The 22,364-nt window shown below is 70.5% G+C and carries 21 protein-coding genes; 19 read left to right on the forward strand and 2 right to left on the reverse strand.

Annotation, left to right across the window (positions count from 1 at the left end; translation table 11 throughout):
- Positions 1–44: 44 nt before the first annotated feature.
- The 6 genes from ACFVT5_RS08155 (at position 45) to ACFVT5_RS08180 (ending at position 5,696) form a co-directional block, all read left to right on the forward strand.
- The gene (locus ACFVT5_RS08155) at positions 45–1,625 is read left to right on the forward strand and encodes an ABC transporter substrate-binding protein (RefSeq protein ID WP_389882723.1); all 1,581 of its coding nucleotides are present in this window, start codon (positions 45–47) and stop codon (positions 1,623–1,625) included.
- A 48-nt stretch (positions 1,626–1,673) separates the two neighbouring features.
- The gene (locus ACFVT5_RS08160; protein WP_389882725.1) at positions 1,674–2,720 is read left to right on the forward strand and encodes an ABC transporter ATP-binding protein; all 1,047 of its coding nucleotides are present in this window, start codon (positions 1,674–1,676) and stop codon (positions 2,718–2,720) included.
- Complete coding sequence (locus ACFVT5_RS08165) at positions 2,710–3,690, forward strand: ABC transporter ATP-binding protein (RefSeq protein WP_389882727.1); 981 nt, start codon at positions 2,710–2,712, stop codon at positions 3,688–3,690. Before ACFVT5_RS08160 ends, ACFVT5_RS08165 begins: the two co-directional genes overlap by 11 nt.
- A gap of 150 nt (positions 3,691–3,840) precedes the next feature.
- Positions 3,841–5,145 carry a cytochrome P450 gene (locus ACFVT5_RS08170; RefSeq protein WP_389882729.1) on the forward strand — a complete coding sequence of 435 codons (1,305 nt, stop codon included), beginning with the start codon at positions 3,841–3,843 and terminating at the stop codon, positions 5,143–5,145.
- The gene (locus ACFVT5_RS08175) at positions 5,142–5,336 is read left to right on the forward strand and encodes a ferredoxin (RefSeq protein ID WP_389882731.1); all 195 of its coding nucleotides are present in this window, start codon (positions 5,142–5,144) and stop codon (positions 5,334–5,336) included. Before ACFVT5_RS08170 ends, ACFVT5_RS08175 begins: the two co-directional genes overlap by 4 nt.
- Positions 5,337–5,384: 48 nt before the next feature.
- On the forward strand, positions 5,385–5,696 hold the full coding sequence (locus ACFVT5_RS08180) for a DUF1330 domain-containing protein (protein WP_389882733.1): 312 nt from the start codon (positions 5,385–5,387) through the stop codon (positions 5,694–5,696).
- Positions 5,697–5,961: 265 nt separating this feature from the next.
- On the opposite strand, the gene ACFVT5_RS08185 is transcribed toward ACFVT5_RS08180, so the two are convergent.
- A complete protein-coding gene (locus ACFVT5_RS08185; RefSeq protein ID WP_389882735.1) occupies positions 5,962–6,678 on the reverse strand; it encodes an enoyl-CoA hydratase/isomerase family protein in 717 nt (238 codons plus the stop codon).
- A 146-nt stretch (positions 6,679–6,824) separates the two neighbouring features.
- On the opposite strand from ACFVT5_RS08185, the gene ACFVT5_RS08190 reads away from it, so the two are divergent.
- The 6 genes from ACFVT5_RS08190 (at position 6,825) to ACFVT5_RS08215 (ending at position 13,461) form a co-directional block, all read left to right on the forward strand.
- A complete protein-coding gene (locus tag ACFVT5_RS08190) occupies positions 6,825–8,369 on the forward strand; it encodes an AMP-binding protein (protein WP_389882737.1) in 1,545 nt (514 codons plus the stop codon).
- A 29-nt stretch (positions 8,370–8,398) separates the two neighbouring features.
- Positions 8,399–9,577, forward strand: coding sequence for an amidohydrolase family protein (locus ACFVT5_RS08195; protein ID WP_389882739.1), 1,179 nt, complete (start codon positions 8,399–8,401; stop codon positions 9,575–9,577).
- 29 nt (positions 9,578–9,606) lie between these two features.
- Positions 9,607–11,013 carry a FadD3 family acyl-CoA ligase gene (locus ACFVT5_RS08200; protein WP_389882740.1) on the forward strand — a complete coding sequence of 469 codons (1,407 nt, stop codon included), beginning with the start codon at positions 9,607–9,609 and terminating at the stop codon, positions 11,011–11,013.
- Positions 11,010–11,867 carry an SDR family oxidoreductase gene (locus ACFVT5_RS08205; protein ID WP_389882742.1) on the forward strand — a complete coding sequence of 286 codons (858 nt, stop codon included), beginning with the start codon at positions 11,010–11,012 and terminating at the stop codon, positions 11,865–11,867. Before ACFVT5_RS08200 ends, ACFVT5_RS08205 begins: the two co-directional genes overlap by 4 nt.
- Before the next feature lie 55 nt (positions 11,868–11,922).
- Positions 11,923–12,216 (forward strand): hypothetical protein, encoded by a 294-nt coding sequence (locus ACFVT5_RS08210; protein WP_389882744.1) that lies wholly within the window; start codon positions 11,923–11,925, stop codon positions 12,214–12,216.
- Positions 12,217–12,294: 78 nt separating this feature from the next.
- Entirely contained in the window at positions 12,295–13,461 is a 1,167-nt protein-coding gene (locus ACFVT5_RS08215; protein ID WP_389882746.1) for an acyl-CoA dehydrogenase family protein, read from the forward strand.
- A 23-nt stretch (positions 13,462–13,484) separates the two neighbouring features.
- On the opposite strand, the gene ACFVT5_RS08220 is transcribed toward ACFVT5_RS08215, so the two are convergent.
- Complete coding sequence (locus ACFVT5_RS08220) at positions 13,485–14,507, reverse strand: 2Fe-2S iron-sulfur cluster-binding protein (protein WP_389882748.1); 1,023 nt, start codon at positions 14,505–14,507, stop codon at positions 13,485–13,487.
- Between the two features lie 76 nt (positions 14,508–14,583).
- On the opposite strand from ACFVT5_RS08220, the gene ACFVT5_RS08225 reads away from it, so the two are divergent.
- The 7 genes from ACFVT5_RS08225 to ACFVT5_RS08255 all read left to right on the forward strand — a co-directional run bounded on the left by ACFVT5_RS08225 (position 14,584) and on the right by ACFVT5_RS08255 (position 22,363).
- Positions 14,584–16,110: a class I adenylate-forming enzyme family protein gene (locus ACFVT5_RS08225; RefSeq protein WP_389882749.1), complete on the forward strand. Its 1,527-nt coding sequence runs from the start codon at positions 14,584–14,586 to the stop codon at positions 16,108–16,110.
- Entirely contained in the window at positions 16,088–16,993 is a 906-nt protein-coding gene (locus tag ACFVT5_RS08230) for an acyl-CoA dehydrogenase family protein (protein WP_389882751.1), read from the forward strand. Before ACFVT5_RS08225 ends, ACFVT5_RS08230 begins: the two co-directional genes overlap by 23 nt.
- Entirely contained in the window at positions 16,980–18,080 is a 1,101-nt protein-coding gene (locus ACFVT5_RS08235) for an acyl-CoA dehydrogenase family protein (RefSeq protein WP_389882753.1), read from the forward strand. The genes ACFVT5_RS08230 and ACFVT5_RS08235 overlap by 14 nt, the downstream gene beginning before the upstream one ends.
- A 4-nt stretch (positions 18,081–18,084) precedes the next feature.
- Positions 18,085–18,870: an enoyl-CoA hydratase/isomerase family protein gene (locus ACFVT5_RS08240; RefSeq protein ID WP_389882755.1), complete on the forward strand. Its 786-nt coding sequence runs from the start codon at positions 18,085–18,087 to the stop codon at positions 18,868–18,870.
- Between the two features lie 105 nt (positions 18,871–18,975).
- The gene (locus ACFVT5_RS08245) at positions 18,976–20,511 is read left to right on the forward strand and encodes an AMP-binding protein (RefSeq protein WP_389882757.1); all 1,536 of its coding nucleotides are present in this window, start codon (positions 18,976–18,978) and stop codon (positions 20,509–20,511) included.
- Positions 20,512–20,579: 68 nt separating this feature from the next.
- Positions 20,580–21,494, forward strand: coding sequence for an HpcH/HpaI aldolase/citrate lyase family protein (locus ACFVT5_RS08250; protein ID WP_389882759.1), 915 nt, complete (start codon positions 20,580–20,582; stop codon positions 21,492–21,494).
- Positions 21,495–21,505: 11 nt separating this feature from the next.
- On the forward strand, positions 21,506–22,363 hold the full coding sequence (locus ACFVT5_RS08255) for an SDR family NAD(P)-dependent oxidoreductase (protein WP_389882761.1): 858 nt from the start codon (positions 21,506–21,508) through the stop codon (positions 22,361–22,363).
- Position 22,364: the final 1 nt, after the last annotated feature.

The following is a 22,364-nucleotide window of genomic DNA, read 5'->3' on the forward strand; positions in this document are numbered from 1 at the left end:
ACCCCTCGCTCCCTCTCGAACGCTGCGCTCACGAAGGGCCGACGATGATCCACACAAGGCGCTACAGACATCTGGCGGGGGCCTGCGGAACCGCGCTGCTGCTGCTTCTGACGGCATGCGGCGGGGGAGGCTCCGGCACCGACCCGTCGGACGGGTCCACCACCGCGGGCAAGCCCGTGTCCGGCGGCACCGCCCGCGCCCTGCAACTGAGCGAGCCGGTCAGTGTCGACCCGGCGCTCATGGGCAACGAATGGGTCGTCACCGCGTTCCTCGGCAACGCCCTGTACGGGACGCTGATGGTCAACGACACGAAGACCGGCGAGGTCCGGTACAAGATGGCGACCGCCTTCACCACCGAGGACGGTGGCAAGAGCTTCGAGCTGAAGCTGCGGCCGGGGCTGACGTTCTCCGACGGCACCCCGCTCGACGCCGAGGCGGTGAAGTTCAACTGGGACCGCACCCGTGACCCGGCCACCGGCTCGTACGGTCTGGCGGAGGCGTCGATGATGGCCTCGACCGATGTCGTGGACGCCACCACCCTCAAGGTCACGATGGCGCAGCCGGTTCCGTACTACGCCCAGGCCGTGATCACGACCTCGCTCAACTGGATCGCGTCACCGAAGGCGTTGAGCGCGGGCCGCAAGGCATACGACGCGAAGCCGGTCGGCGCCGGCCCGTACACCCTCAAGAAGTGGGCGCGTCAGGACTCCATCGCCCTGGCCAAGAACCCGAAGTACTACGACAAGCCCAAGCCGTATCTCGACAGCATCACCGTCCGCACCGCGACCGACGCCAAGCAGCGGTACGACACGGTGTCCAGCGGCGGCGCCGATGTGGCCATCGAGACCAACTGGGAGAACCTCTCCAAGGCCGAGACCGCCGGACTCCCCGCCTCCGTCGTGCCGCTCAACGGCGGCCAGGTCCTGACGATGAACACCCGCCGGGCCCCTTTCGATGATGTGCGGGCGCGCCAGGCCATCGCGGCGGCGCTCGACCTCAAGGCCATGAACCAGTCCGTCTACAACGGCACCGGCAAGGCGTCCGACACCCTCTTCGAGAAGACCTCGCCCTTCTACGAGGACATTCCGCTGGCGACGACGGACAAGGCGAAGGCGCAGGGCCTCCTGGACGAACTCGCCGCCGACGGAAAGCCGTTGTCCTTCTCCTTCAAGTCGTTCGCCACCACCGAGAACCGGGCGATGGCGGAGAGCGTCCAGACGCAGCTGAGTCAGTACAAGAACGTCAAGGTCAAGATCGAGGTGATCGACTACGCCGATCTGGCGGCCCTGCGTTCGAAGTTCGACTTCGACATGACCGTCAGCTCCGCCAACTTCATCGACCCCGAGACCCGGCTGCTCAGCGCGTTCTACGGCGAATCCCGCATGAACCTGTCGGGCATAGACGACGACCAGCTGAACACCGCCCTGATGAAGGGGCGTTCCGCGACCACCGACGCCGAGCGCAAGGCCGCGTACAAGACGGTGCAGGAGCGGCTTGCCGAGCTGGTCCCGGCGGTCTTCATGACCCGCGCGGCACCCTCCGCGCTGACCGGCAAGAACGTGCACGGCGTCGTCCAGTACGGCGGCGGTTCGCTGCTGCCGGAAGAACTCTGGATCAAACGGTGACACCCCGCTGATGATCAACGACAGCACTGGCGAGCAGGGAGGCGCGGCATGAGTCGACCCGTACTGGAGGTGCGTGAGCTGCGGGCTCATATCGGCACCCCGCGCGGGACCGTACGCGCCGTCGACGGTGTGTCCCTGACGGTCGGCCACGCCCAGGCACTGGGCGTGGTCGGCGAGTCCGGGTCGGGGAAGTCGGTAATGGCACGGGCCGTGATGGGCCTGCTGCCGCCGACCGCGGCGAGTTCGGGCGCCGTGCTGTTCCAGGGACGCGACCTGCTGACGCTTTCCCGCAAGGAGCGGGCACAGGTGTGGGGCAAGCAGATCGCCATGGTGTTCCAGGACCCGGGCCGCTCCCTCAACCCCGTCGTACGGGTCGAGCGGCAGCTCACCGAGGGCATGCGCAAGCAGTTGGGCGTCGGCCGATCCGAGGCCCGTACCCGTGCGCTCGACCTGCTGCGCGAGGTCGGCGTACCCGATCCGGAACGCCGGCTGCGGGCCTACCCGCACGAGCTGTCCGGCGGTATGCGCCAACGCGTCATGATCGCGACCGCCCTGGCCTGCGAACCGGACCTCCTCATCGCCGATGAACCCACCACCGCGCTCGATGTGACCGTGCAGCGCCAGATCCTCGACCTGCTGCGCCGCGTACAGCGCGACCGGGGCATGTCGCTCGTCCTGATCAGCCACGACCTGGCCGTGGTCGCCGGGCGAACCGACCGCGTCGCGGTGATGTACGCGGGGCGGCTCGCCGAGACCGGCGCCACCCGCAGCGTCTTCGACGCGCCCCGGCACCGGTACACACGCGCGCTCCTTGAGTCCACGCCCACCCTCGGGCACGAGCGGCACACACCGCTGCGGCTGATTCCGGGAGCGCTGCCGGATCCGACCCGGCCGCCCGAGGGATGCCGATTCGCACCACGGTGCGCGTACGCGGCCGTGGACTGCGGCCGACTCGCCCCGCAACTGTCGCCGGCCGGCCCCGACCACCACGTCGCCTGTGTGCACCCCGCCCATGAGGCGACCCCGCCCGCTTCGGCACCCGTCTCGGCACCCCCTTCGACGCTCGCTCCGGGAGGCGAACCCCATGGCCGGTAGCGGCACCGCGCATCTGCGCGGCGAGAAGGCGCTGCTCAGCGTGGAGGACCTGGTCGTGGAGTACCCCGGCGGCCCGTCAGGCGCCGTCGTCCAGGCGGTGTCCAAGGTCAGCTTCGATGTGCTGCCGGGGGAAACCCTCGGCATCGTCGGCGAGTCGGGCTGCGGCAAGTCCACGACCGGCCGCGCCGTGCTGCGCCTGGACCGGCTGACCTCGGGGCGCATCGGCTTCGCGGGCGAGCCCATCGAGGAGGCCGACGAGCGGCACATGCGGGCGCTGCGCCGCCAGATGCAGATGATCTTCCAGGATCCGGTGGCATCACTGAACCCGCGTCGTACCGTCAAGGACCTCGTGGTCGAGGGGCTGGCGGTCGCCAAGGTCCCGGCGGACGAGCGGGCCGCCGCCTCGGCCACCGTCCTGGCCCAAGTCGGCCTGGACGGGGAGCGGTTCGCCGACATGCTGCCCCGGCAACTCTCCGGCGGCCAGGCGCAGCGCGTCGCCATCGCCCGCGCGCTCGCCGTGGGACCCCGGCTGCTGATCTGCGACGAGCCGGTGTCCGCGCTCGATGTGTCGGTACAGGCCCAGATCCTCAACCTTATCGAGGACATGAAGGCCACCTACGACCTGACCGTCGTGTTCATCGCCCACGACCTCGGGGTCGTGCGTTCCGTCAGCGACAACGTGCTGGTCATGTACCTGGGCAAGGTGTGCGAGTACGGGGACGCGGTACGGGTCTACGATCGCCCGGCCCACCCCTATACGCGGGCGTTGCTCGACTCGGTGCCGCTGACCGACCCGGACAAGGGATTCGCCGGACCCGCGTTGGAGGGGGACGTGCCGTCGCCGCTCGCGCCGCCGTCGGGGTGCCGGTTCCGCACCCGTTGCCCGCTGGCGAAGGACCGCTGCGCGGAGGAGGAGCCCGAGGTGCGTGAGGTGCGGCCCGGTCAGTTCGCCGCCTGTCATCTGGCGTGACCCCGATGAGGGCGGTGACCCCGGTGACCCGGGTGAGCCCGACGAGACGCTGAGATTTACATTCTCGCGTGTGGAAATATTCTTCTCCGAAGTGCAGACTGTTGCCTACGGGGCCGAGCTTCCGGCGCCGGTCCGGTGACGAAGGGAGCCGTGCCCACGGTGAAGGACTACGAGGCGGTCGATTTCTTCCGGGACGAGGAACTCGTCACGGACCCCTACCCGTACTTCGACGCACTGCGCGCGCGGTGCCCCGTACAGCGTGAGAACCACCACGACGTGGTGATGGTGACGGGGTACGAGGAGGCGGTGCAGATCTACAACGACACCGACACGTACTCCTCGTGTGTCTCGGTGACGGGCCCCTTCCCCGGGTTCCCCGTCCCGCTGGAGGGCGACGACGTGAGCGACCTGATCGAGGCGCACCGCGACGAACTCCCCATGAGCGACCAACTGCCCACGATGGATCCGCCCACACACACCGACCACCGGGCGCTGCTGATGCGTCTGATCACCCCGAAGCGGCTCAAGGAGAACGAGGCGTCCATGGGGCGCCTGGCGGACGGCCTTGTCGACGCGTTCCTCACCGAGGGTGACGGTGAGTTCATCGACGGCTTCGCGGGCCCCTTCACGCTGCTCGTCATCACCGATCTGCTCGGTATTCCGGAGGAGGACCGTGCGGAGATCGCCGAGGCCCTTCGGCACGGGCCGCCCAGCGGTGCGGGCATCGGAAGCACCGGGGAGGGCAGTCTGGCGCACACTCCCCTGGAGTATCTGTACGGCAGGGTCACGCGATACATCGAGGACCGTCGCCGCTCACCTCGCGAGGACGTCCTCACCGGCCTGGCCACCGCCACCTTCCCGGACGGGCGGGTGCCCGAGGTCGCCGACACGGTCCGCGTGGCGGCCAACCTCTTCGCCGCCGGTCAGGAGACCACGGTCCGGCTCCTCGGCTCCGCACTCAAGGTGATCGCCGAACGCCCCGACGTCCAGCGCCGGTTGCGTGCCGAACCCGAGCGCATTCCCGCCTTCGTGGAGGAGGTGCTGCGGATCGAGAGCCCCGTCAAGGGAGACTTCCGGCTCTCCCGGGTGCCGAGCACGGTGGGCGGCGCCGACCTGCCGGCGGGCACGACGCTGATGGTCCTCAACAGTGCCGCGAACCGCGATCCGCGTCAGTTCGACGACCCGGGCGACTTCGACATGGACCGTGCCAACGTCCGGCGCCATCTGGCCTTCGGGCGCGGCGCCCACACCTGCCCGGGAGCACCACTCGCCCGTGCGGAGGCCCGCGTGGCCATCGAGCGGCTCCTCGATCGCACCACCGACATCCGCCTCGCCGAGGACAAGCACGGCCCCGAGGACGCCCGCCGTTTCCGCTACGTCCCGACCTTCATCCTGCGTGGACTGACCCGCCTGCACCTGGAGTTCACGCTCGACAAGGAGGCGGCCGGCCGATGAGGGTCAGCGTTGACGACGACCGCTGCCGGGGACACGGCATCTGCTGCCTGGCGTGCCCCGAGGTCTTCACCCTGACCGACGACGGCTACGCGGAGGCGACGAGCGCCGAGGTGCCGGCCGCGTACGAGGAGGCGGTGCGCACGGCGGTCGCTTCCTGCCCCGAGCGCGCCATCACCGTCGCGGCGAGCTGATCACCCGGACGACCCGGACGACCCGGACGACCTGAAGGAGACCGACCGATGCCCAAGGCATACGTCATCGTCACCGAGGCCATCAAGGACCCGGCGGGCATGGAAGCGTACGGAAGGGCCGCCGCACCCTCGATGACCGAGAGCGGCGCCCGCGTGCTGGCGGTCGACGCGCGGCCCGACGTCCTGGAGGGCGAGTGGCACGGAGACCGGACCGTCGTCCTCGAATTCGAGTCGGCGGACGCGGCCCGCGCCTGGTACGCGTCGGACTCCTACGCACAGGCGAAGCCCTTGCGTGAGGCGGCGGCCGAGTCCCACGCCGTCATCGTCCACGGCATCGGGCAACCGCCCCGGCGTGACTGACCTCGCAGCGCCAACTCCGCGCCGGTGACCTGGCGTTAGCGGAGGGCAGCCTGGCCCTTTGCCCCTCGCGGACAGCCTCACCGGACCGAGCCCCGTCGGGTCACCGGTGGGGCTGGGCGTCGTGGGCCTTCGGGGCTCGGACCTCGCCAGTCTTGAGGGCCGGCGCCGTTTCGGCGCGCGACCGACTTCTCGCGCTGACTTCTCGCGCTGACTTCTCGCGCCGAGCCCATCCAGCCCGGCGCGAGGAGTCACCCCGACCGGCTTCTCACGCCTTGCGGTTCGTCACCGCGTCCACCGCCTGCCAGTGCTCGTCGGCCACCCACAGCCCCGCGAAGGCGTTCACCGCTTCCTCGGCCGAGGTGCCGCCGATCACGCGTTTGATCTCGCGTGCGGGACGGTTCGCCAGTGATCTGGCGAGCAGGCGCCATCCCTCGTCGAACGAGGCGCGTGGCAGGACCTCGTCCACCAGGCCGATCCGTTCGGCCTCGGCCGCTTCGAGTACGCGACCCGCACCCGCGAGCAGCAGCGCCCGGCCCCGTCCCACCAGGGCCGCGAGGCGTTCGGCGCCGCCCCACGCCGGCATGATGGCGAGGTTCACCTGGGTGAAGCCCAGGCGGATGCCCTCGGCGGCCACCCGGATGTCGGCGGCCACCGCCACCTCGGCCCCGCCGCCCAGCGCATGCCCGTTGAGGGCGGCCACCACCGGAGCCGGGAACGCGGCGATCCGGTCGCAGACCCGCCGCATCCGCCACGCCATCGCCGCCGCCTCCTCGTGGGTGCGCAGCGCGGCCAGCTCCTTGAGGTCGCCGCCGGAGACGAACGCGCGGTCACCCGCCCCCGTGATGACCAGGGCGTCGGCGCCCTCGACGGCGTCAAGGGCTTCCTCCAACTCGGCCATCGTGTCCAGGCCGATGGCGTTGCGGGCGTGCGGGCGGTTGACGGTGATCACTGCGACTCCGGAGTCCAGCTCGACCTCGACCATACGGATCCTCCGTCGGGGATATTGGCATTCTCGCCAGGCGGAAATAGCATATCCGCCACTGGGGCGGGTGAACCGCCCGGTGGACAGCGGCAGGGCCTTGTCGAGCCCTGGAGTCCTGGAGCCGTCGAGTCAGGGGAGCGCTCACCATGCGAAAGATCCCTCCGGATCTGGTCGAACGCTACGAAACCCGGGGCTGGTGGACCCGGGACACCATCGGGGACCTGCTGGCCAGGGGGCTGGTCGCGGCCCCCGACGTAGAGTTCCAGGTCCACTCGGCCGCGAGGCCGTGGTCGGGTACGTTCCGCGATGTCGAGTCGGTGGCCCGCCGGCTCGCCGCGGGGCTGCGCGCTCGGGGCGTGGGGCGCGGCGACACGATCGTGTTCCAGCTGCCCAACTGGATGGAGGCCGCCGCGGTCTTCTGGGCGTCGGCGTTCCTCGGCGCGGTCGTCGTGCCCGTCGTCCACTTCTACGGGCGCAAGGAACTGGAGTACATCCTGCGCGCGGCGCGTCCCAAGGTCTTCGTCACGGCCGAGCGCTTCGGGCGGATGGAGTTCAGGCCCGAGGTGTCCGCCGACGTCCCGGTGGTCGGCGTGGTGGGCCGGGACTTCGACGCGTTGCTCGCCGCCGAACCGCTGACCGGCACCGCCGAGGTGGACCCGTCGGCGCCCGCGCTCATCGCCTTCACCTCCGGAACCACCCGGGACCCCAAGGGCGTGGTGCACAGCCATCAGACCCTCGGCTTCGAGACCCGCCAGCTCGCGGAGAGCTATCCGCCCGACCGCGGCAAACAGCTCACTGCGGCGCCGGTCGGCCACTTCATCGGCATGGTGAACGCCTTCCTGATCCCGGTGCTCGGCGGGACGCCCGTCCATCTGACCGATGTGTGGGACCCGGACGAAGTGCTGAACTTGATGCGGCGGCACGGCCTGCATGTCGGAGGCGGCGCCGCGTACTACGTCACCAGCCTGCTGGACCACCCCCGCTTCACCCCGGAGCACCTGCGGCACATGAGGCACACGGGTCTGGGCGGCGCGGCGGTCCCGGCCGCCGTCACCACCCGGCTCACCGAACTCGGCGTCCATGTGTTCCGCGCCTACGGCTCCACCGAGCACCCGTCGATCACCTCGTCCCGGCACTGGGCACCCGTCGAGAAGCGGGCGTACACGGACGGCGACGCGCTGCCCGGCGCGGAGATCCGGCTGGCCGAGGACGGCGAGATCCTCAGCAGGGGTCCCGACCTGTGTCTCGGTTACACGGACGACGCGCTGACCGAGGAGGCGTTCGACGGCGAGGGCTGGTACCGCACGGGCGACATCGGCGTCCTGGACGAGGACGGCTTCCTCACCATCACCGACCGCAAGTCCGATGTCATCATCCGCGGTGGCGAGAACATCAGCGCTCTGGAGGTCGAGGAGACCCTCCTGGATCTGCCCGCCGTCGCCGAGGCCGCGGTGGTGGCCGCCCCCGACGCGCGCCTCGGAGAACACGCCGCCGCGCTCGTCCGGCTGCGCCCCGGGCAGCCCATGCCCACGCTCCAGGAGATGCGCGCCCACTTCGAGAAGGCGGGCCTGGCCAGGCAGAAGTGGCCGGAGGAACTGCACCGCGTCGACGACTTCCCGCGCACCGCGAGCGGCAAGGTCAAGAAGTTTGTTCTGCGCGAGAGCATTGCGGCCAACGCGGGGCGAGAATAGCATTCTCTGAAAGAGCTAAGGAGGATCTCATGCCCTCGCGTGAGCTGTCGTATCCGCTCTTCGACGCGGACAACCACCTCTACGAGACCGAAGAGGCGCTGACCAAGTACCTGCCCAAGGAGTACGCGGGCGCCATCAGGTACGTACAGGTGGACGGACGTACCAAGATCGCCGTCCGGGGCCAGATCAGCGAGTACATCCCCAACCCGACCTTCGACGTGGTCGCCCGCCCCGGCGCGATGGAGGAGTACTTCCGGGTCGGCAACCCGGACGGCAAGGACCGCCGGCAGATCTTCGGCGAGCCGATGCGCGCCGTGCCCGCCTTCCGTGAACCCGGCCCGCGCCTGGAGCTGATGGACGAACTGGGCATCGGGCGGACCCTGATGTTCCCGACCCTCGCCAGCCTCATCGAAGAGCGGATGCGGGACGACCCGGAGCTGATCCACGCGGTCATCCACGCGCTCAACCAGTGGCTGCACGAGACCTGGTCCTTCGACTACAAGGACCGCATCTTCACCACCCCCGTGATCACGCTGCCCATCGTGGACAAGGCGATCGAGGAGCTGAACTGGTGTGTGGAGCGCGGTGCGCGGGCGATCCTGGTCCGACCGGCTCCCGTACCCGGGTACGGCGGCTCCCGCTCCTTCGGGCTGCCCGAGTTCGACCCGTTCTGGAAGCGCGTGGTGGAGACCGGGGTCCTGGTCGCACTGCACTCCTCCGACAGTGGCTACAGCCGGTACGCCAACGACTGGGAGGGCTCCAAACGGGAGTTCCTGCCCTTCGCGCCCGATGTTTTCCGGATGGTCGGTGAGTGGCGCCCCATCGAGGACTCGGTGGCGGCCCTCATCTGCCACGGCGCGCTGTCCCGCTTCCCCGAGCTGAAGATCGCCGTCATCGAGAACGGCTCCTCCTGGGTGCAGCCGCTGCTCAAGACGCTCGCCGACCTCCACAAGAAGATGCCGCACCAGTTCCTGGAGGACCCGGTGACGGTCCTTCGGCGCAACATCCATGTCAGCCCCTTCTGGGAGGAGGACATGGCCGAACTCTCCGGCCTCATCGGCGTCGACCGGGTGCTGTTCGGCTCGGACTACCCGCACCCGGAAGGTCTCGCCGACCCGATCACGTACGTCGACGAACTGAAGAACCTCAGCGAGCCCGACAAGGCGAAGATCATGGGCGGCAACATGGCCCGGCTGATCGGCACATGAGCTGGGCGGACTGGGGGACCGTCCCCCGTATGGTGCTCAGCGCGGCCGACCGCTTCGGTGACGCCGAAGCGGTGGTCGACGGGCCACTGCGCCTCACCTTCGCCGAACTCGCCGACCGGGTAAGGGTGGCGGCGGGCGCCTTCGCGTCGAACGGCGTCGGCAAGGGCGACCGCGTCGCGGTCTGGGCGCCCAACTCCGCGCAGTGGATCGTCGCGGCCTTTGGCATCCTCACCGCCGGCGGAGTACTGGTCCCCGTCAACACCCGCTTCCGGACGGAGGAGGCCGAGGACGTCGTCCGCCGCAGCGCCGCCAAGCTCGTCCTCGTACAACAAGACTTCATGGAACGGGAGTTCACCGCCCCCGACGGGGTACCGCTGATCGACCTGAGGTCGGACTTCCTCACGACGGGTGCGCCGTACGAGCGTCATGTGGACCCCGACGACATCGGCGACATCATCTTCACCTCGGGCACCACCGGCCGCCCCAAGGGCGTCATGATGACCCACGCGCAGAACCTGCGGCTGTACGAGGAGTGGTGCGACCTCGCCGATCTGCGCCAGGGCGACCGCTATCTGATCGTCAACCCGTTCTTCCACACCTTCGGCTACAAGGCCGGCGTCATCGCCTCGCTGATCAGGGGCGCCACCATTCTCCCGGTACCGGTCTTCGACGTGGACCGTGTCCTGGAACTGGTTGAGCGCGAGCAGGTCACCATGCTGCCGGGCCCGCCGACCCTCTATCACTCGCTGCTCGAAGCGGTGGGCGGGGAACGCGACTTGTCGTCGCTGCGGGCCGCCGTGACCGGAGCGGCCGACATCCCTGTCGACCTCGTCCGCCGGATCAGCACCGAACTGCCCTTCCGGTCGATCATGACGGGATACGGCCTGACGGAGGCGGGCACCGCCACCGCGTCACGCCCCGGCGACTCCTTCGAGGACATCGCGACGACGGTCGGCACACCGTGCGACGGCGTAGAGGTGCGCATCGCCGACGACGGTGAGGTACTGCTGCGCGGCTACAGCGTCATGAAGGGCTACCTGGACGACCCGGCCGCGACCGCCGAGGCGATCGACCCCGACGGCTGGCTGCGCACCGGGGACCTCGGCACCCTCGGTGAACGGGGCCACTTGCGGATCGTCGGGCGCAAGAAGGACATGTTCATCGTCGGCGGCTTCAACGCCTACCCGGCCGAGATCGAGAGTTTCCTGCTCGAACATCCGGCGGTCGCCCAGGCCGCGGTGATCGGCGTGCCGGACCAGCGGCTCGGACAGGTGGGAAAGGCGTTCGTGGTCCCCAAGTCAGCAGTATCGGCAGACCAGTTGATCGAGTGGAGCCGGGGCCGGATGGCCGGGTACAAGGTGCCCAGATCCGTGGAGTTCCTCGCGGAGCTACCGATGAACGGCACCGGAAAGATCATGAAGGACAAGCTCCGGTGAGCGGGAACCCAGGGGCCAAGCTGTCCGGCAAGACGCTGCTCCTGTCCGGCGGCAGCCGCGGGATCGGCCTGGCCATCGCGCTCAGGGCCGCCGCCGACGGGGCGAACGTGGCGCTGCTCGCCAAGACGGCCCAGCCGCACCCCCGGCTCGAAGGCACCGTGTACACGGCGGCCGAAGAGATAGAGAAGGCCGGAGGCACCGCGCTGCCGATCGTCGGTGACGTACGCGACGACGAGGACGTGGCAGCGGCGGTGGAGGCGACCGTACGGACCTTCGGCGGCATCGACATCGTCGTCAACAACGCCTCGGCGATCGACCTTTCGAAGACCGACGCACTGCCGATGAAGAAGTACGACCTGCTCCAGTCCGTCAACGCGCGGGGCACCTTCCTGCTGTCCAAGACATGTCTGCCCTCGCTGCGCGCCGCCGAGAACCCGCACATCCTCACGCTCTCCCCGCCGCTGAACCTGCGCCCCGCCTGGGCGGGACGGCACCTCGGCTACACCATCTCCAAGTACGGGATGAGTCTGGTCACCCTGGGCCTGGCCGATGAGCTGAGGGACGAGGGCATCGCGGTCAACTCGCTGTGGCCGCACACCGTCGTCGCGACGGCCGCCGTGCGCGTCCTGTTCGGTGGTGACACGGCCCTGGCCAGGGCCCGCACACCACAGATCATGGCCGACGCCGCGTACGCGGTCCTGACCCGCGACGCCCGCTCGTGCACCGGGAACTTCTTCATCGACGACGAAGTGCTGGCGGCGGAGGGGATGAGCGCGGCGGACCTCGACCGGTACCGGTACGCCGGGGCGGAGACCGACACCGACCTGGAGACCGACATCTTCCTGGACACCTGAAGACCCCCGGCCGACAAGCCTTGTGGGGCCGGGCACTTGGAGAACGGAGATTCCCGTGACGACGAACGCGGTCGACAGGTTCGAGCAGCGGACCGGCCGGGGTGAGCGGTGTGAGCGACTGGAGCGGCTCGACGAGGACATCATCGCCCTGCTGATGCGACGTCAGGAGCTGGCGGAGGAGCTTGCGGGGGAGCTGCCAGTGCCGCCCGGCCCGCGCGCCACCGATCCCGCCTTCACCGGCGCGGTACGGGACATCACGAGCCGGTACCGCGAACGGCTTGGCGGCGGCGGGGAACTCGTCGCCCGCGCGGTACTCGTGCTGTGCCATCCGGGCGAGCGGACCGCATGACGGGGGTGCGCGGGCCGGCCGCTTCCTGTGTGCGGCGGTCGGCCCGGTGACCTGAGAAATCGAGGAGGAAGACCGACCGTGGACTTCGAACTGACCGAGCAGCAACGGGACATCAGGGCGGGCGTCCGCGACCTGGCGCGTTCCTTCGACCCGGACTACTGGGCCGAGCGGGACCAACACGCAGAGTTCCCCTGGGAGTTCTACGACGCCTTCGCGAAGGCGGGCTGGCTGGGCATCGCCGTCCCCGAGGAGTACGGGGGCGGTGGTCTCGGCGTTCTGGAGGCATCGCTGCTGCTCGAAGAGGTGGCGGCGTCGGGCGCCGGAATGAACGGCTGCTCCACCATGCACCTCACCATCTTCGGGCTCAACGTCCTCGCCAAGCACGGCAGCGAGCACCTGCGGCGCGAGATTCTGCCCCGGGCGGCCACCGGCGAACTGCACGTCTGCTTCGGTGTGACCGAACCGGACGCGGGCACGGACACCACCCGTATCTCCACGTTCGCGCGCCGGGACGGCGATCACTATGTCGTGCACGGCCGCAAGGTGTGGATCACCAAGGCGGGCGACTCGCAGAAGATGGTTCTCCTCGCCCGCACCACGCCGCGCGAGGAGGTCGCCAAGCCGACCCACGGCCTGTCCGTGTTCCTCGCCGACGTGGACCGCTCCGCGATGGACATCCGGCCGATCCCCAAGATGGGCCGCAACGCGGTGGCGTCGAACGAGATCGTCATCGACGGACTCAAAATCCCGGTGAGCGCTCGGATCGGCGAGGAGGGCCAGGGCTTCCGCTATCTGCTCGACGGCCTCAACCCCGAACGCATCCTGCTCGCCCACGAGGCCCTCGGCCTGGGACGGGCGGCGCTCGACGTGGCGACCCGCTACGCCGGCGAACGCGTCGTCTTCGACCGCCCCATCGGCCAGAACCAGGGCATCGCCTTCCCGCTCGCCGAAGCGCTGACACGGCTGGACGCGGCCCGTCTGATGGCCCGTAACGCCGCATGGCGCTACGACCGCGGACTGGACTGCGGCCGGGAGGCGAACATGGCCAAGTACCTCTGCGCGGACGCCGGGTTCCAGGCCGCCGACCGGGCGGTGCAGACGCTCGGCGGCATGGGGTACGCCCGCGAGTACCACGTGGAGCGCTACTTCCGTGAGTCCCGGCTGCTGCGGCTGGCCCCCGTGAGCCAGGAGATGGTCCTCAACTATGTCTCCCAGCACGTGATGGGCCTGCCGCGCTCGTACTGAGCGCGCCGGCTCGGCGCCGTGGATCACTCGTACTCGACCGTCACCGACGGGGTCTTCGGCACCCCCTGGCAGGTGAGGACGTAGCCCTCCGCCACCTCGTCCTCGGTCAGCACGTCATTGGCGCGCATCGTGACGGAGCCCTCCGTCACCCTGGCCATGCAGGTGGCGCAGTTGCCCGCCTCGCAGGAGAACGGCGGGGCGAGCCCGGCCCGGCGGGCGGTCTGGAGCAGGGTCTCGTCCGGGTGACGGGGGACCGCGACCCGCTGGGTGCCGAGCCGGATCGTGATGGTGCCGCCCGGCTCGGCGGCGGGGGCGGAAGTGGGTGCCGGTACGGATTCGGCTGCGGGTCGGCGTGGTGCCGCGCCGCCGAACCGCTCACTGAAGACCTGCCCGCCCCCCGGCAGCGCTGACTCCACCAACGCCATGAAGGGCTCGGGCCCGCACACATACGCGTCCGCCTCGCCGTCCGCGCCGACGAACTCCTTGATGCCGGCCGGGTCCAACAGGCCCTTCTCGGCGTCGAGATGGCGAACGACGGTCAGTCGGCCGGGGTAGCGCTCGATCAGCCCGCTGAGTACCGAGTCGAAGAGCACCATGTCCCTGGTGCGGTCGGCGCACAGCAGCCGGACCCGGCGCCCGGTGCCCGCCAGGGCGCTCTTGGCAAGGGACAGCACCGGAGTGATACCGCTGCCGCCGCTGAACCCAAGGAGCGGAATCTCGGTCTCGCGCAGGCAGAACGTGCCTCGCGGTTCGGTGAGGTCGAGTTCGTCCCCCTCGCTCACATGGTCGTTGAGCCAGTTCGAGACCTTGCCGTCCGGGACCCGCTTCACGGTCGTCATCAGCTCGCCGTCCGTCTCAGGGGCGCTCGACATGGAGTAGGACCGCAGCAGGACCCGGCCGTCCACCTCGACCCGGAACGTGCAGAACTGGCCGGCGCGATAGGAGAAACCCCCGCCGTGCGGGGCGAGCACGAAGGTGCGGGTGTCGGCGTTCTCCCGGACGATCCGCGTGACGGTCGCACGACGGAACAGCGAGGGGGTCGGCACAGGCGGCCTCCTTCTGGTATGAAAGTTCTAGCTACTAGAGAATACTGTTCTCGCCGTCGAGATGGGACCCTCTCACATGTACTCGTGCGACTCCGGGGAATCCGACGACACAGGCACCGGCATCGACACCGACGCAGGAACCGGCATCGGCACCGGTACCGATAAGGGCACGGGCACGGCGACCGATACCGACATCGCCCTCGTCTTCGAGGACGAGGAATACAGCCCGGCGCGGCTCGACACCCTGTCGACCGGCCTCGCCGCGACGCTCGCCCGCCGCGGTGTGCGGGCGGGCGAACGCGTCGCGCTCATGTCCTCGAACCGGCCGGAGTTCGTGGTGGCCGTGCGCGCCGTCTGGAAGGTCGGCGCGGCCGTCGTCCTCATCAGCCCCGCGTGGAAACACGGCGAGGTCGAGCATGTCCTCGCCGTCACCCGCCCCGCCGACGCCCTCGGCGACCAGCGGGTGCTCGCGGACCTGATGCCGATGCTGCACCTGGACGAGCCCGTGTCCCCGGCGGACCGCGCCTTCCCCGCCCCCGACCCGGCCGCCGACGCGGTCCTGGTCTTCAGCTCCGGCACCACCGGCCTGCCCAAGGCCGTACGCCACACACACGCCTCGTTCGCCGTCGCCGTCGACCACTGGCGGCACGCGCTCGGGCTGACCGACCGCGACCGCATCCAGGTCACCACGCCGCCCTCGCACATCCTGGGCCTGCTCAACATCGAGACGGCGCTGCGGGCCGGCGCCCGGGTGCGGCTGCACCGCCGCTTCGACCTGGACCGGTTCCTTGAGCGCATCGAGAAGGACCGCGTCACCATCGAGATGGCCGTCGCGCCGATCGCCCTCGCGATGGCATCGCACCCGGGGCTGGAGTCGTACGACCTGTCCTCGCTGCGCTACATCATGTGGGGCGCCACGCCGGTCACGCCGAGCGTCGCCGAGGAGGTCACCCGGCGCACCGGCGTCGGCTGGGTCCCCGCCTACGGGGCCAGCGAACTGCCCGTCATCGCCTGCAACCCCCTTGACGGCGCCCGCCTCGACAGCGTGGGTCGCCTGGTGCCCGGAGTGCGCGCACGCGTCGTCGACCTGGAGACGGGCGCGACGCTCGGACCCGGCGAGACCGGTGAGATCGAACTCAAGTCCCTCTCGCTGATGGCCGGTTACCTGCCCGCCGACGCCACCCACGACGCGTTCCGGGACGGCTGGTACCGCACCGGAGACGTCGGACACCTCGACGCGGACGGCTGGCTGTTCCTCACCGACCGCTCCAAGGAGATGATCAAGGTCAAGGGCTTCCAGGTCGCCCCCGCCGAGGTGGAGGCAGTACTGCTCGGACACCCGGCCGTCGCCGACTGCGCCGTCTACGGAGTGCCCGACGCAGCCGACGGCGAGGCCGTGATCGCCGCCGTCGCACCCCGTACCCCGGCCGAGAAGCCCCCCGCAGCCGTCGGGGCCGACCTCGTCGCGTACGTCGGCGAGCGCCTGGCCACGTACAAAAGGCCGCGCCACGTGGTGTTCGTGGACGAGATACCCCGCCTCCCCTCCGGGAAGGCGCTGCGCCGAGTCCTGAAGGAGCGTCATGGACGCACGACTGACGAGTGAGCAACGGCAACTGCGGGACGCCGCCGCCAAGCTCGCCGACGACCTGGGGCCCCGCTCGGTCCACGATCTGCATGACTCCGACCGTGTCGCACGGCTGGAGCGTGCCGTCGCCGCGACGGGCTGGCGGACCCTGCGCTCGGACGGCGCGTCGGGCGTCGAAGTCGCCCTCGTCGCCGAGGAGTTCGGACGCGGCCTGATCGACGTGCCCTACCTCGGTCCGGTACTCGCCGACGACCTGCTCGCCCCCGGCACCGAGGAGCGCGACACCTGGACCCTCGCCGTGGACGATGAGGCGGTTGACGCCCGCGCCATGCGCCGCGCCGTCGAACTGCGCGGCCGAATCCCCTACGCGGCAACCACCGGCGACCCGGTCCTCACCGCCGACCTCACCCGCGCCCGCACGGAACTCGTGGGCGACCCGGCGCCCCTGCCGGAGCTGACGGAGGACGAGTCCGGCCGCTGGCGGGCCCTCGCCACCGTCGCCACCTGCGCGGACCTCCTCGGCGCCGGCCGCGCCGCGCACACGCTCGCCTGCGACTACGCGAAGCTCCGCGAGCAGTACGGGCGGACGATCGGCTCCTTCCAGGCCGTGTCGCACCCGCTCGCCGAGGGTCTCGCCCTGATCGAGGGGTCGACCAGCGTCCTGCGCTACGCCGCGTGGGCCGTGGACGAGACGGAGCCCGCCGAGGCGCTGCGCGCCGCCCGCGTCGCCAAGGTGTACTGCGCGCGCGCCGCCCGCACGGTGTGCGAGACCGCGATCCAGGTGCACGGCGGCATCGGCAACACCTGGGAGTGCCTGGCCCATGTCTGTCTGCGCCGCGCCCTGACGTCCACCGAACTGTTCCCCGTACGGCTGGAGGAGATCGACCGTGGACTTTCGTGACGCACCGGAAGAAGCCGCGTTCCGCGAGCGACTGCGCGCCTGGCTCGCCGAGAACGCGGGGAGGTTCCCCACCTCGTCGGCCGCGGGCGACGACTACTGGGCCCGCCAGGGTGACTGGCACCGCGCCCTGCACACGGCCGGATTCTTCGGCCTGTCCTGGCCGCGCGCGTACGGCGGGCACGCGCTGCCGCCCGTCTACGACGTCATCCTTGACGAGGAACTCGCCCTCGCGGGCGCCCGCCCGCGTCCCAGTCTCGGCTATCTCGTCCAGGGGCTCGGCCGACACGGCAGCGAGGAGTTGCGGCAGCGCTTCCTGCCCGGACTCGTGGACGGCACCGAACGCTGGTGCCAGGGGTTCAGCGAACCCGGCGCCGGATCCGACCTCGCGTCCCTGACGACATCGGCGACCCGGGACGGCGACAGCTACGTCCTGAACGGCCACAAGATCTGGACCAGTTACTCCGATGTCGCCGACTGGTGCCTCCTCCTCGCCCGCACCGACCCCGACGCACCGCGCCACAAAGGCATCTCCGCGTTCGTCGTGTCCATGGGTCAACCCGGCGTCGAACAGCGCCCGTTGCGCATGATGAACGGCGTGACCAGTGAGTTCGGGCAGGTCGTCCTCGACGGCGCCCGGGTCCCCGCGGACCGCATGGTCGGCGCGCCCGGTGAGGGCTGGGCGCTGGCCATGACCGTCGTCGGCCACGAACGCGAACCCGCCGAACTCGGCTTCTCGGCCCGCTACGGCAAGCTCGTCCGCGACCTCACCGCCCGTACCGAGGGCACCTCACTCCCCGCCGAGCTGGCCTGGGCCGCGGTGCAGACCGAGATGCTGCGGCTGCATCTGCGCAGACGCCTGTCCGAGCGGCTCGACGGGGTACGCCACGGGCCCGAAGGCTCCCTGGACAAACTCCTGATGACCTGGGTCGAGCAGGACGTCGGCCACGCGGCACTCGCCGTCGGGACCACCCGCGACGCGGAGCTGTTCTCCGACTACCTCTACAGCCGTTCCCAGAGCGTGATGGGCGGCACCTCGCAGATCCAGAAGAACATCATCGCCTCGCGGATCCTGGGATTGGGAGCCTGACGCCATGGCAGACACGAGCCGCCTCTACGACCTGCCCGCCGAGATCGACGTCAGCGCCGACGGACCCCTGCGCGTCATCACCCTCAACCGCCCCGACGCCCTCAACGCCGTCAACGACGGACTCCACACCGGACTCGCCCGCCTGTGGCCCCAGTTGAACGACGACCACGAGGCGCGGGCCGCCGTGCTCACCGGCAGCGGCCGGGCGTTCTCCGCGGGCGGCGACTTCACCTACCTGGACCAACTGAGCCGCGACGACGAGCTGCGCGCCCGCACCATCGCCCACGGCCGCGACCTGGTCCTCGGCATGGCACGCTGCCGGGTGCCGGTGATCGCCGCCGTCAACGGTCCCGCGGTGGGCCTCGGATGCAGCCTCATCGCGCTCAGCGACATCGCGTACATCGACGAGCACGCGTACCTCGCCGACCCGCACGTACAGATCGGACTCGTCGCCGCGGACGGCGGACCGCTCACCTGGCCCCTGCACACCAGCCTGATGTTCGCGAAGGAGTACGCGCTCACGGGCGCCCGTATCCCCGCCGAGAAGGCCGTCGCGATGGGCCTCGCCAACCATGTCACCAGCGACCCCCTCGCCGACGCCCTCGGCTGCGCCCGGCGGATCGCCGAACTGCCCCGGCAGGCCGTCGAGTCCACTAAACGCCTCCTCAACCTCCACCTCGAACGCGCCGTCCTCGCCACCCTCGACTTCGCCACCACGGCCGAGTACCAGTCCTTCCAGACCGACGAGTTCCGCGCCACCCTCGCGGGCCTCCTCGCGAAGGGCTCCTGAGCGACGACGAGTGCCGATCGTCCCTGGCCGACGCCGGACGGCGGACCCGCCGCCACGTCACCGCCGCCATGTCCTTGGTGCTTCCCGTCAGACTGGAGATTTCCTGTGCGAAAGATCCCCCCGGAACTGGTCCAGCGTTACGAAGCCGCCGGCTGGTGGACGCCACAGGGCGTAGGGCAGTTACTGGCGGCCGGGCTCGACGCCGCGCCGGACAGCCCCTTCCGCGTGCACTCAGAGGTGCGCCCGTACGACGGGACATTCCGGGACGTCGAACGTGTCGCGCGCCGGCTGGCGGCCGGGCTGCGCGCGCGAGGTGTCGGCCCCGGGGACCGTATCGCCTTCCAGCTCCCGAACTGGATGGAGGCCGCGGCCGTCTTCTGGGCGTCGGCCTTCCTCGGCGCGGTGGTGGTGCCCGTGGTGCACTTCTACGGCCGCAAGGAACTGGGCTACATTCTGCGGGCAGTTGAGCCCAAGGTGTTCGTCACCGCCGAGCGCTTCGGCCGGATGGAGCACCAGCCGGACCTCTACGCGGGCGTCCCCGTGGTGGGTGTCGTGGGCCGGGACTTCGACGCGCTGCTCGCCGATGAACCGCTGTCCGGCACCGCGCCCGTCGACCCGGCGCGCGAGGTCCTCATCGCCTTCACCTCCGGCACCACACGCGACCCCAAGGGTGTCCTGCACAGCCACCGGACCCTCGCGTTCGAGACCCGGCAGCTCGCCGAGCGCTATCCGCCCGAGTGGGGCCGGTTGCTGACCGCGGCGCCCGTGGGGCACTTCATCGGCATGGTGAACGCGTTCCTCGTCCCCGTACTCGCCGGAAATCCGGTGAACCTGCTGGACGTCTGGGACCCCGCCAAGGCGCTGGAACTGATGCTGAGCGACGGGCTCGTCACCGGTGGCGGCACCGCCTACTTCGTCACGAGCCTCCTCGACCACCCGGCCTTCACGCCCGACCACCTCCGGTACATGCGGTACGCGGGCCTGGGCGGCGGCACCATCCCCTCCGTGGTCGTGGACCGCCTCGCGGACCTCGGGATCAAGGCGTTCCGCTCGTACGGCAGCACCGAGCACCCCTCGGTCACCGCGTCCCCGCACACCGCGGCCGAGCACCTGCGGACGCGGACCGACGGCAAGGCCCTGCCCGGCGTGGAGATACGGCTCGCCGAGGACGGCGAGATCCTCAGCCGGGGGCCCGACCTCTGCCTCGGCTACACCGACGCGGCCCTGACGGAGCAGGCGTTCGACGGGGACGGCTGGTACCGCACCGGCGACATCGGCGTACTCGACGAGGACGGCTACCTCACCATCACCGGACGCAAGGCCGACTTCATCATCCGCGGCGGCGAGAACATCAGCGCACCGGAGGTCGAGGAGGCCCTGCTCGCGATGGACGGGGTCGCGGAGGCCGCGGTGGTCGCCGTCCCCGACGCACGCCTCGGAGAGCGGGCAGCGGCCGTCGTACGGGTCAGGGCCGGAAGCCGTATGCCGACGCTCGACATCATGCGGGCCCACCTCGAACGGACCGGCCTGGCCCGGCAGAAGTGGCCGGAACAACTGCACGAGGTCGAGGACTTCCCACGCACCGCGAGCGGCAAGATCCAGAAACACCTGGTCCGCCGGGACGTCGCGGCCCGCGCGTGAACCCACCGCCGGCATCCGGCCCGCGTATGCCCCCACCCGGCCACCGCGAGAACCCCGAGGAGGACCACATGCCCACACCCCGTGCCCGCCGCTCGGAGCTTGCCACCCCCGCCAGCAGTGAGCGGATGTGCGAGAAGGCGGCCAAGTCCGGAGCCGATCTCGTCTTCCTCGACCTGGAGGACGCCTGCGCGCCGTCGGCCAAGGAGGCGGCGCGAGGGATCGCCGTGACCGCGCTGAGGGAGCTGGACTGGGGACGCACGGTCCGTTCCGTGCGCGTGAACGGCCTCGACACCCCCTGGTGCCACGGCGACATCATCGACGTCGTCACCGGCGCCCGCGACGCGCTGGACGTGCTCATCCTGCCCAAGGCCCGCTCGGCGCGCGACGTCTGGTGGGTCGACGTCCTGCTCACCCAGCTCGAAGCGGGACTCGGACTGACCCGCCCCATCGGCCTGGAGGTCCTCATCGAGGAGGCCGAAGGTCTCGCCAACGCCACCGAGATCGCCCGGTCGAGCCCGCGCGTCGAAGCGGTGATCTTCGGCGCGGGCGACCTCTCGGCGTCGCTGCGCGCACGGGTGGACGGCAATTTCGACCCCGTGGGCGCCTACCCGGGCGACTTCTGGCACTACGCGCGCTCCCAGGTACTGGCCGCGGCCCGTGCCGCCGGTGTCGACGCGATCGACGCGCCCTTCCCCGACTACCGGGACACCGAGGGATACCGGACCGCCGCCGGGCACGCGAGCCTCATGGGCTTCGACGGTAAGTGGGCCATCCATCCCGCGCAGGTGGCCCTCGCCAACGAGGTGTTCGCGCCCACCGTCCAGGAGGTCGCCGAGGCTTATGAGGCGATACGGGTCTACCGCGCCGCCGAGTCCGACGGCGTGGGCGCGATCGGCCGCGACGGCAGACTGGTCGACGCCGCCCATATGCGCCTCGCCATGAACGTGCTGCACCGGGCCTCGCTCACCGGCGCGGAAGCGTAGGAGGAATCGGCATGGGCTGGTTCGAGGAACGCGCGGGCCTGGCGGGCACGGTGGCGGTGGTCACGGGCGGGGCCGGCGGGCTCGGTGCGGCGGCGACGCTGGACCTGGCGGCCAACGGTGTACGGCCCGCCCTCATCGACATCGACCACGCGGCGGTGCGGGACATGCGCCGTACTCTCGCCGCACGCGGCTGCGACGCGATCGTGCACCACGGTGACGCCCGTGAACCCGCCGCCCTGGCCGCCCTGTTCGAGGCCGCCGACGAGCGGTGGGGCCGCCTCGACACCCTGGTCAATGTCGTCGGCGGCACCTTCCGGGCCCCGTTCACCGACACCTCTCCCAAGGGCTGGGACGCCCTCTTGCGCGCCAACCTGCTCCATGTGCTGCACGCCTGCTCCCTCGCCGTGCCCAGGATGCGGGCGGGCGGACGCGGCGGCAGCATCGTCAACCTCACGACGGTCGAGGCACATCGGGCGGCGCCCGGCTTCGCCGTCTACGCGGCGGCCAAGGCGGCCGTCGAGCACTTCGCCCGCACGCTCGCCGTCGAGGTCGCCCCGGACGGCATCCGGGTCAACAACATCGCCCCCGATTGCACCCCGACACCCAACATCGCGAAGTTCGCCCAGGACGACGGAGCACTGTCGGACCCACGAGGGGTGGGCGCCGCGATCCCCATGGGTCGGGTCGGCGAGGTCGAGGACGTGTCCGGGTGCGTGGTCTTCCTCGCGTCGCGCCTGTCCGCGTACGTCACCGGGACGACGCTGCATCCGGACGGCGGCACGTTCGCGTCGTCGGGCTGGTTCAACTGGCCGGGGTCGGGGTGGGCCAACCACGTCCCGGCGGCCCTGCTGGAGCATCTCGATGAGTGAG

Origin of the sequence: Streptomyces sp. NPDC058001 (assembly GCF_042886315.1) — a bacterium.
Taxonomy (GTDB): Bacteria; Actinomycetota; Actinomycetes; order Streptomycetales; family Streptomycetaceae; genus Streptomyces.

What these genes read in the sequence shown, in the direction of transcription:
- ACFVT5_RS08155 (WP_389882723.1), top strand. Translation starts at nt 45, where the DNA reads ATGATCCACACAAGGCGCTACAGACATCTGGCGGGGGCCTGCGGAACC.
- ACFVT5_RS08160 (WP_389882725.1), top strand. Translation starts at nt 1,674, where the DNA reads ATGAGTCGACCCGTACTGGAGGTGCGTGAGCTGCGGGCTCATATCGGC.
- ACFVT5_RS08165 (WP_389882727.1), top strand. Translation starts at nt 2,710, where the DNA reads ATGGCCGGTAGCGGCACCGCGCATCTGCGCGGCGAGAAGGCGCTGCTC.
- ACFVT5_RS08175 (WP_389882731.1), top strand. Translation starts at nt 5,142, where the DNA reads ATGAGGGTCAGCGTTGACGACGACCGCTGCCGGGGACACGGCATCTGC.
- ACFVT5_RS08180 (WP_389882733.1), top strand. Translation starts at nt 5,385, where the DNA reads ATGCCCAAGGCATACGTCATCGTCACCGAGGCCATCAAGGACCCGGCG.
- ACFVT5_RS08185 (WP_389882735.1), bottom strand. Translation starts at nt 6,678, where the DNA reads ATGGTCGAGGTCGAGCTGGACTCCGGAGTCGCAGTGATCACCGTCAAC.
- ACFVT5_RS08190 (WP_389882737.1), top strand. Translation starts at nt 6,825, where the DNA reads ATGCGAAAGATCCCTCCGGATCTGGTCGAACGCTACGAAACCCGGGGC.
- ACFVT5_RS08195 (WP_389882739.1), top strand. Translation starts at nt 8,399, where the DNA reads ATGCCCTCGCGTGAGCTGTCGTATCCGCTCTTCGACGCGGACAACCAC.
- ACFVT5_RS08200 (WP_389882740.1), top strand. Translation starts at nt 9,607, where the DNA reads ATGGTGCTCAGCGCGGCCGACCGCTTCGGTGACGCCGAAGCGGTGGTC.
- ACFVT5_RS08225 (WP_389882749.1), top strand. Translation starts at nt 14,584, where the DNA reads ATGTACTCGTGCGACTCCGGGGAATCCGACGACACAGGCACCGGCATC.
- ACFVT5_RS08230 (WP_389882751.1), top strand. Translation starts at nt 16,088, where the DNA reads ATGGACGCACGACTGACGAGTGAGCAACGGCAACTGCGGGACGCCGCC.
- ACFVT5_RS08240 (WP_389882755.1), top strand. Translation starts at nt 18,085, where the DNA reads ATGGCAGACACGAGCCGCCTCTACGACCTGCCCGCCGAGATCGACGTC.
- ACFVT5_RS08250 (WP_389882759.1), top strand. Translation starts at nt 20,580, where the DNA reads ATGCCCACACCCCGTGCCCGCCGCTCGGAGCTTGCCACCCCCGCCAGC.
- ACFVT5_RS08255 (WP_389882761.1), top strand. Translation starts at nt 21,506, where the DNA reads ATGGGCTGGTTCGAGGAACGCGCGGGCCTGGCGGGCACGGTGGCGGTG.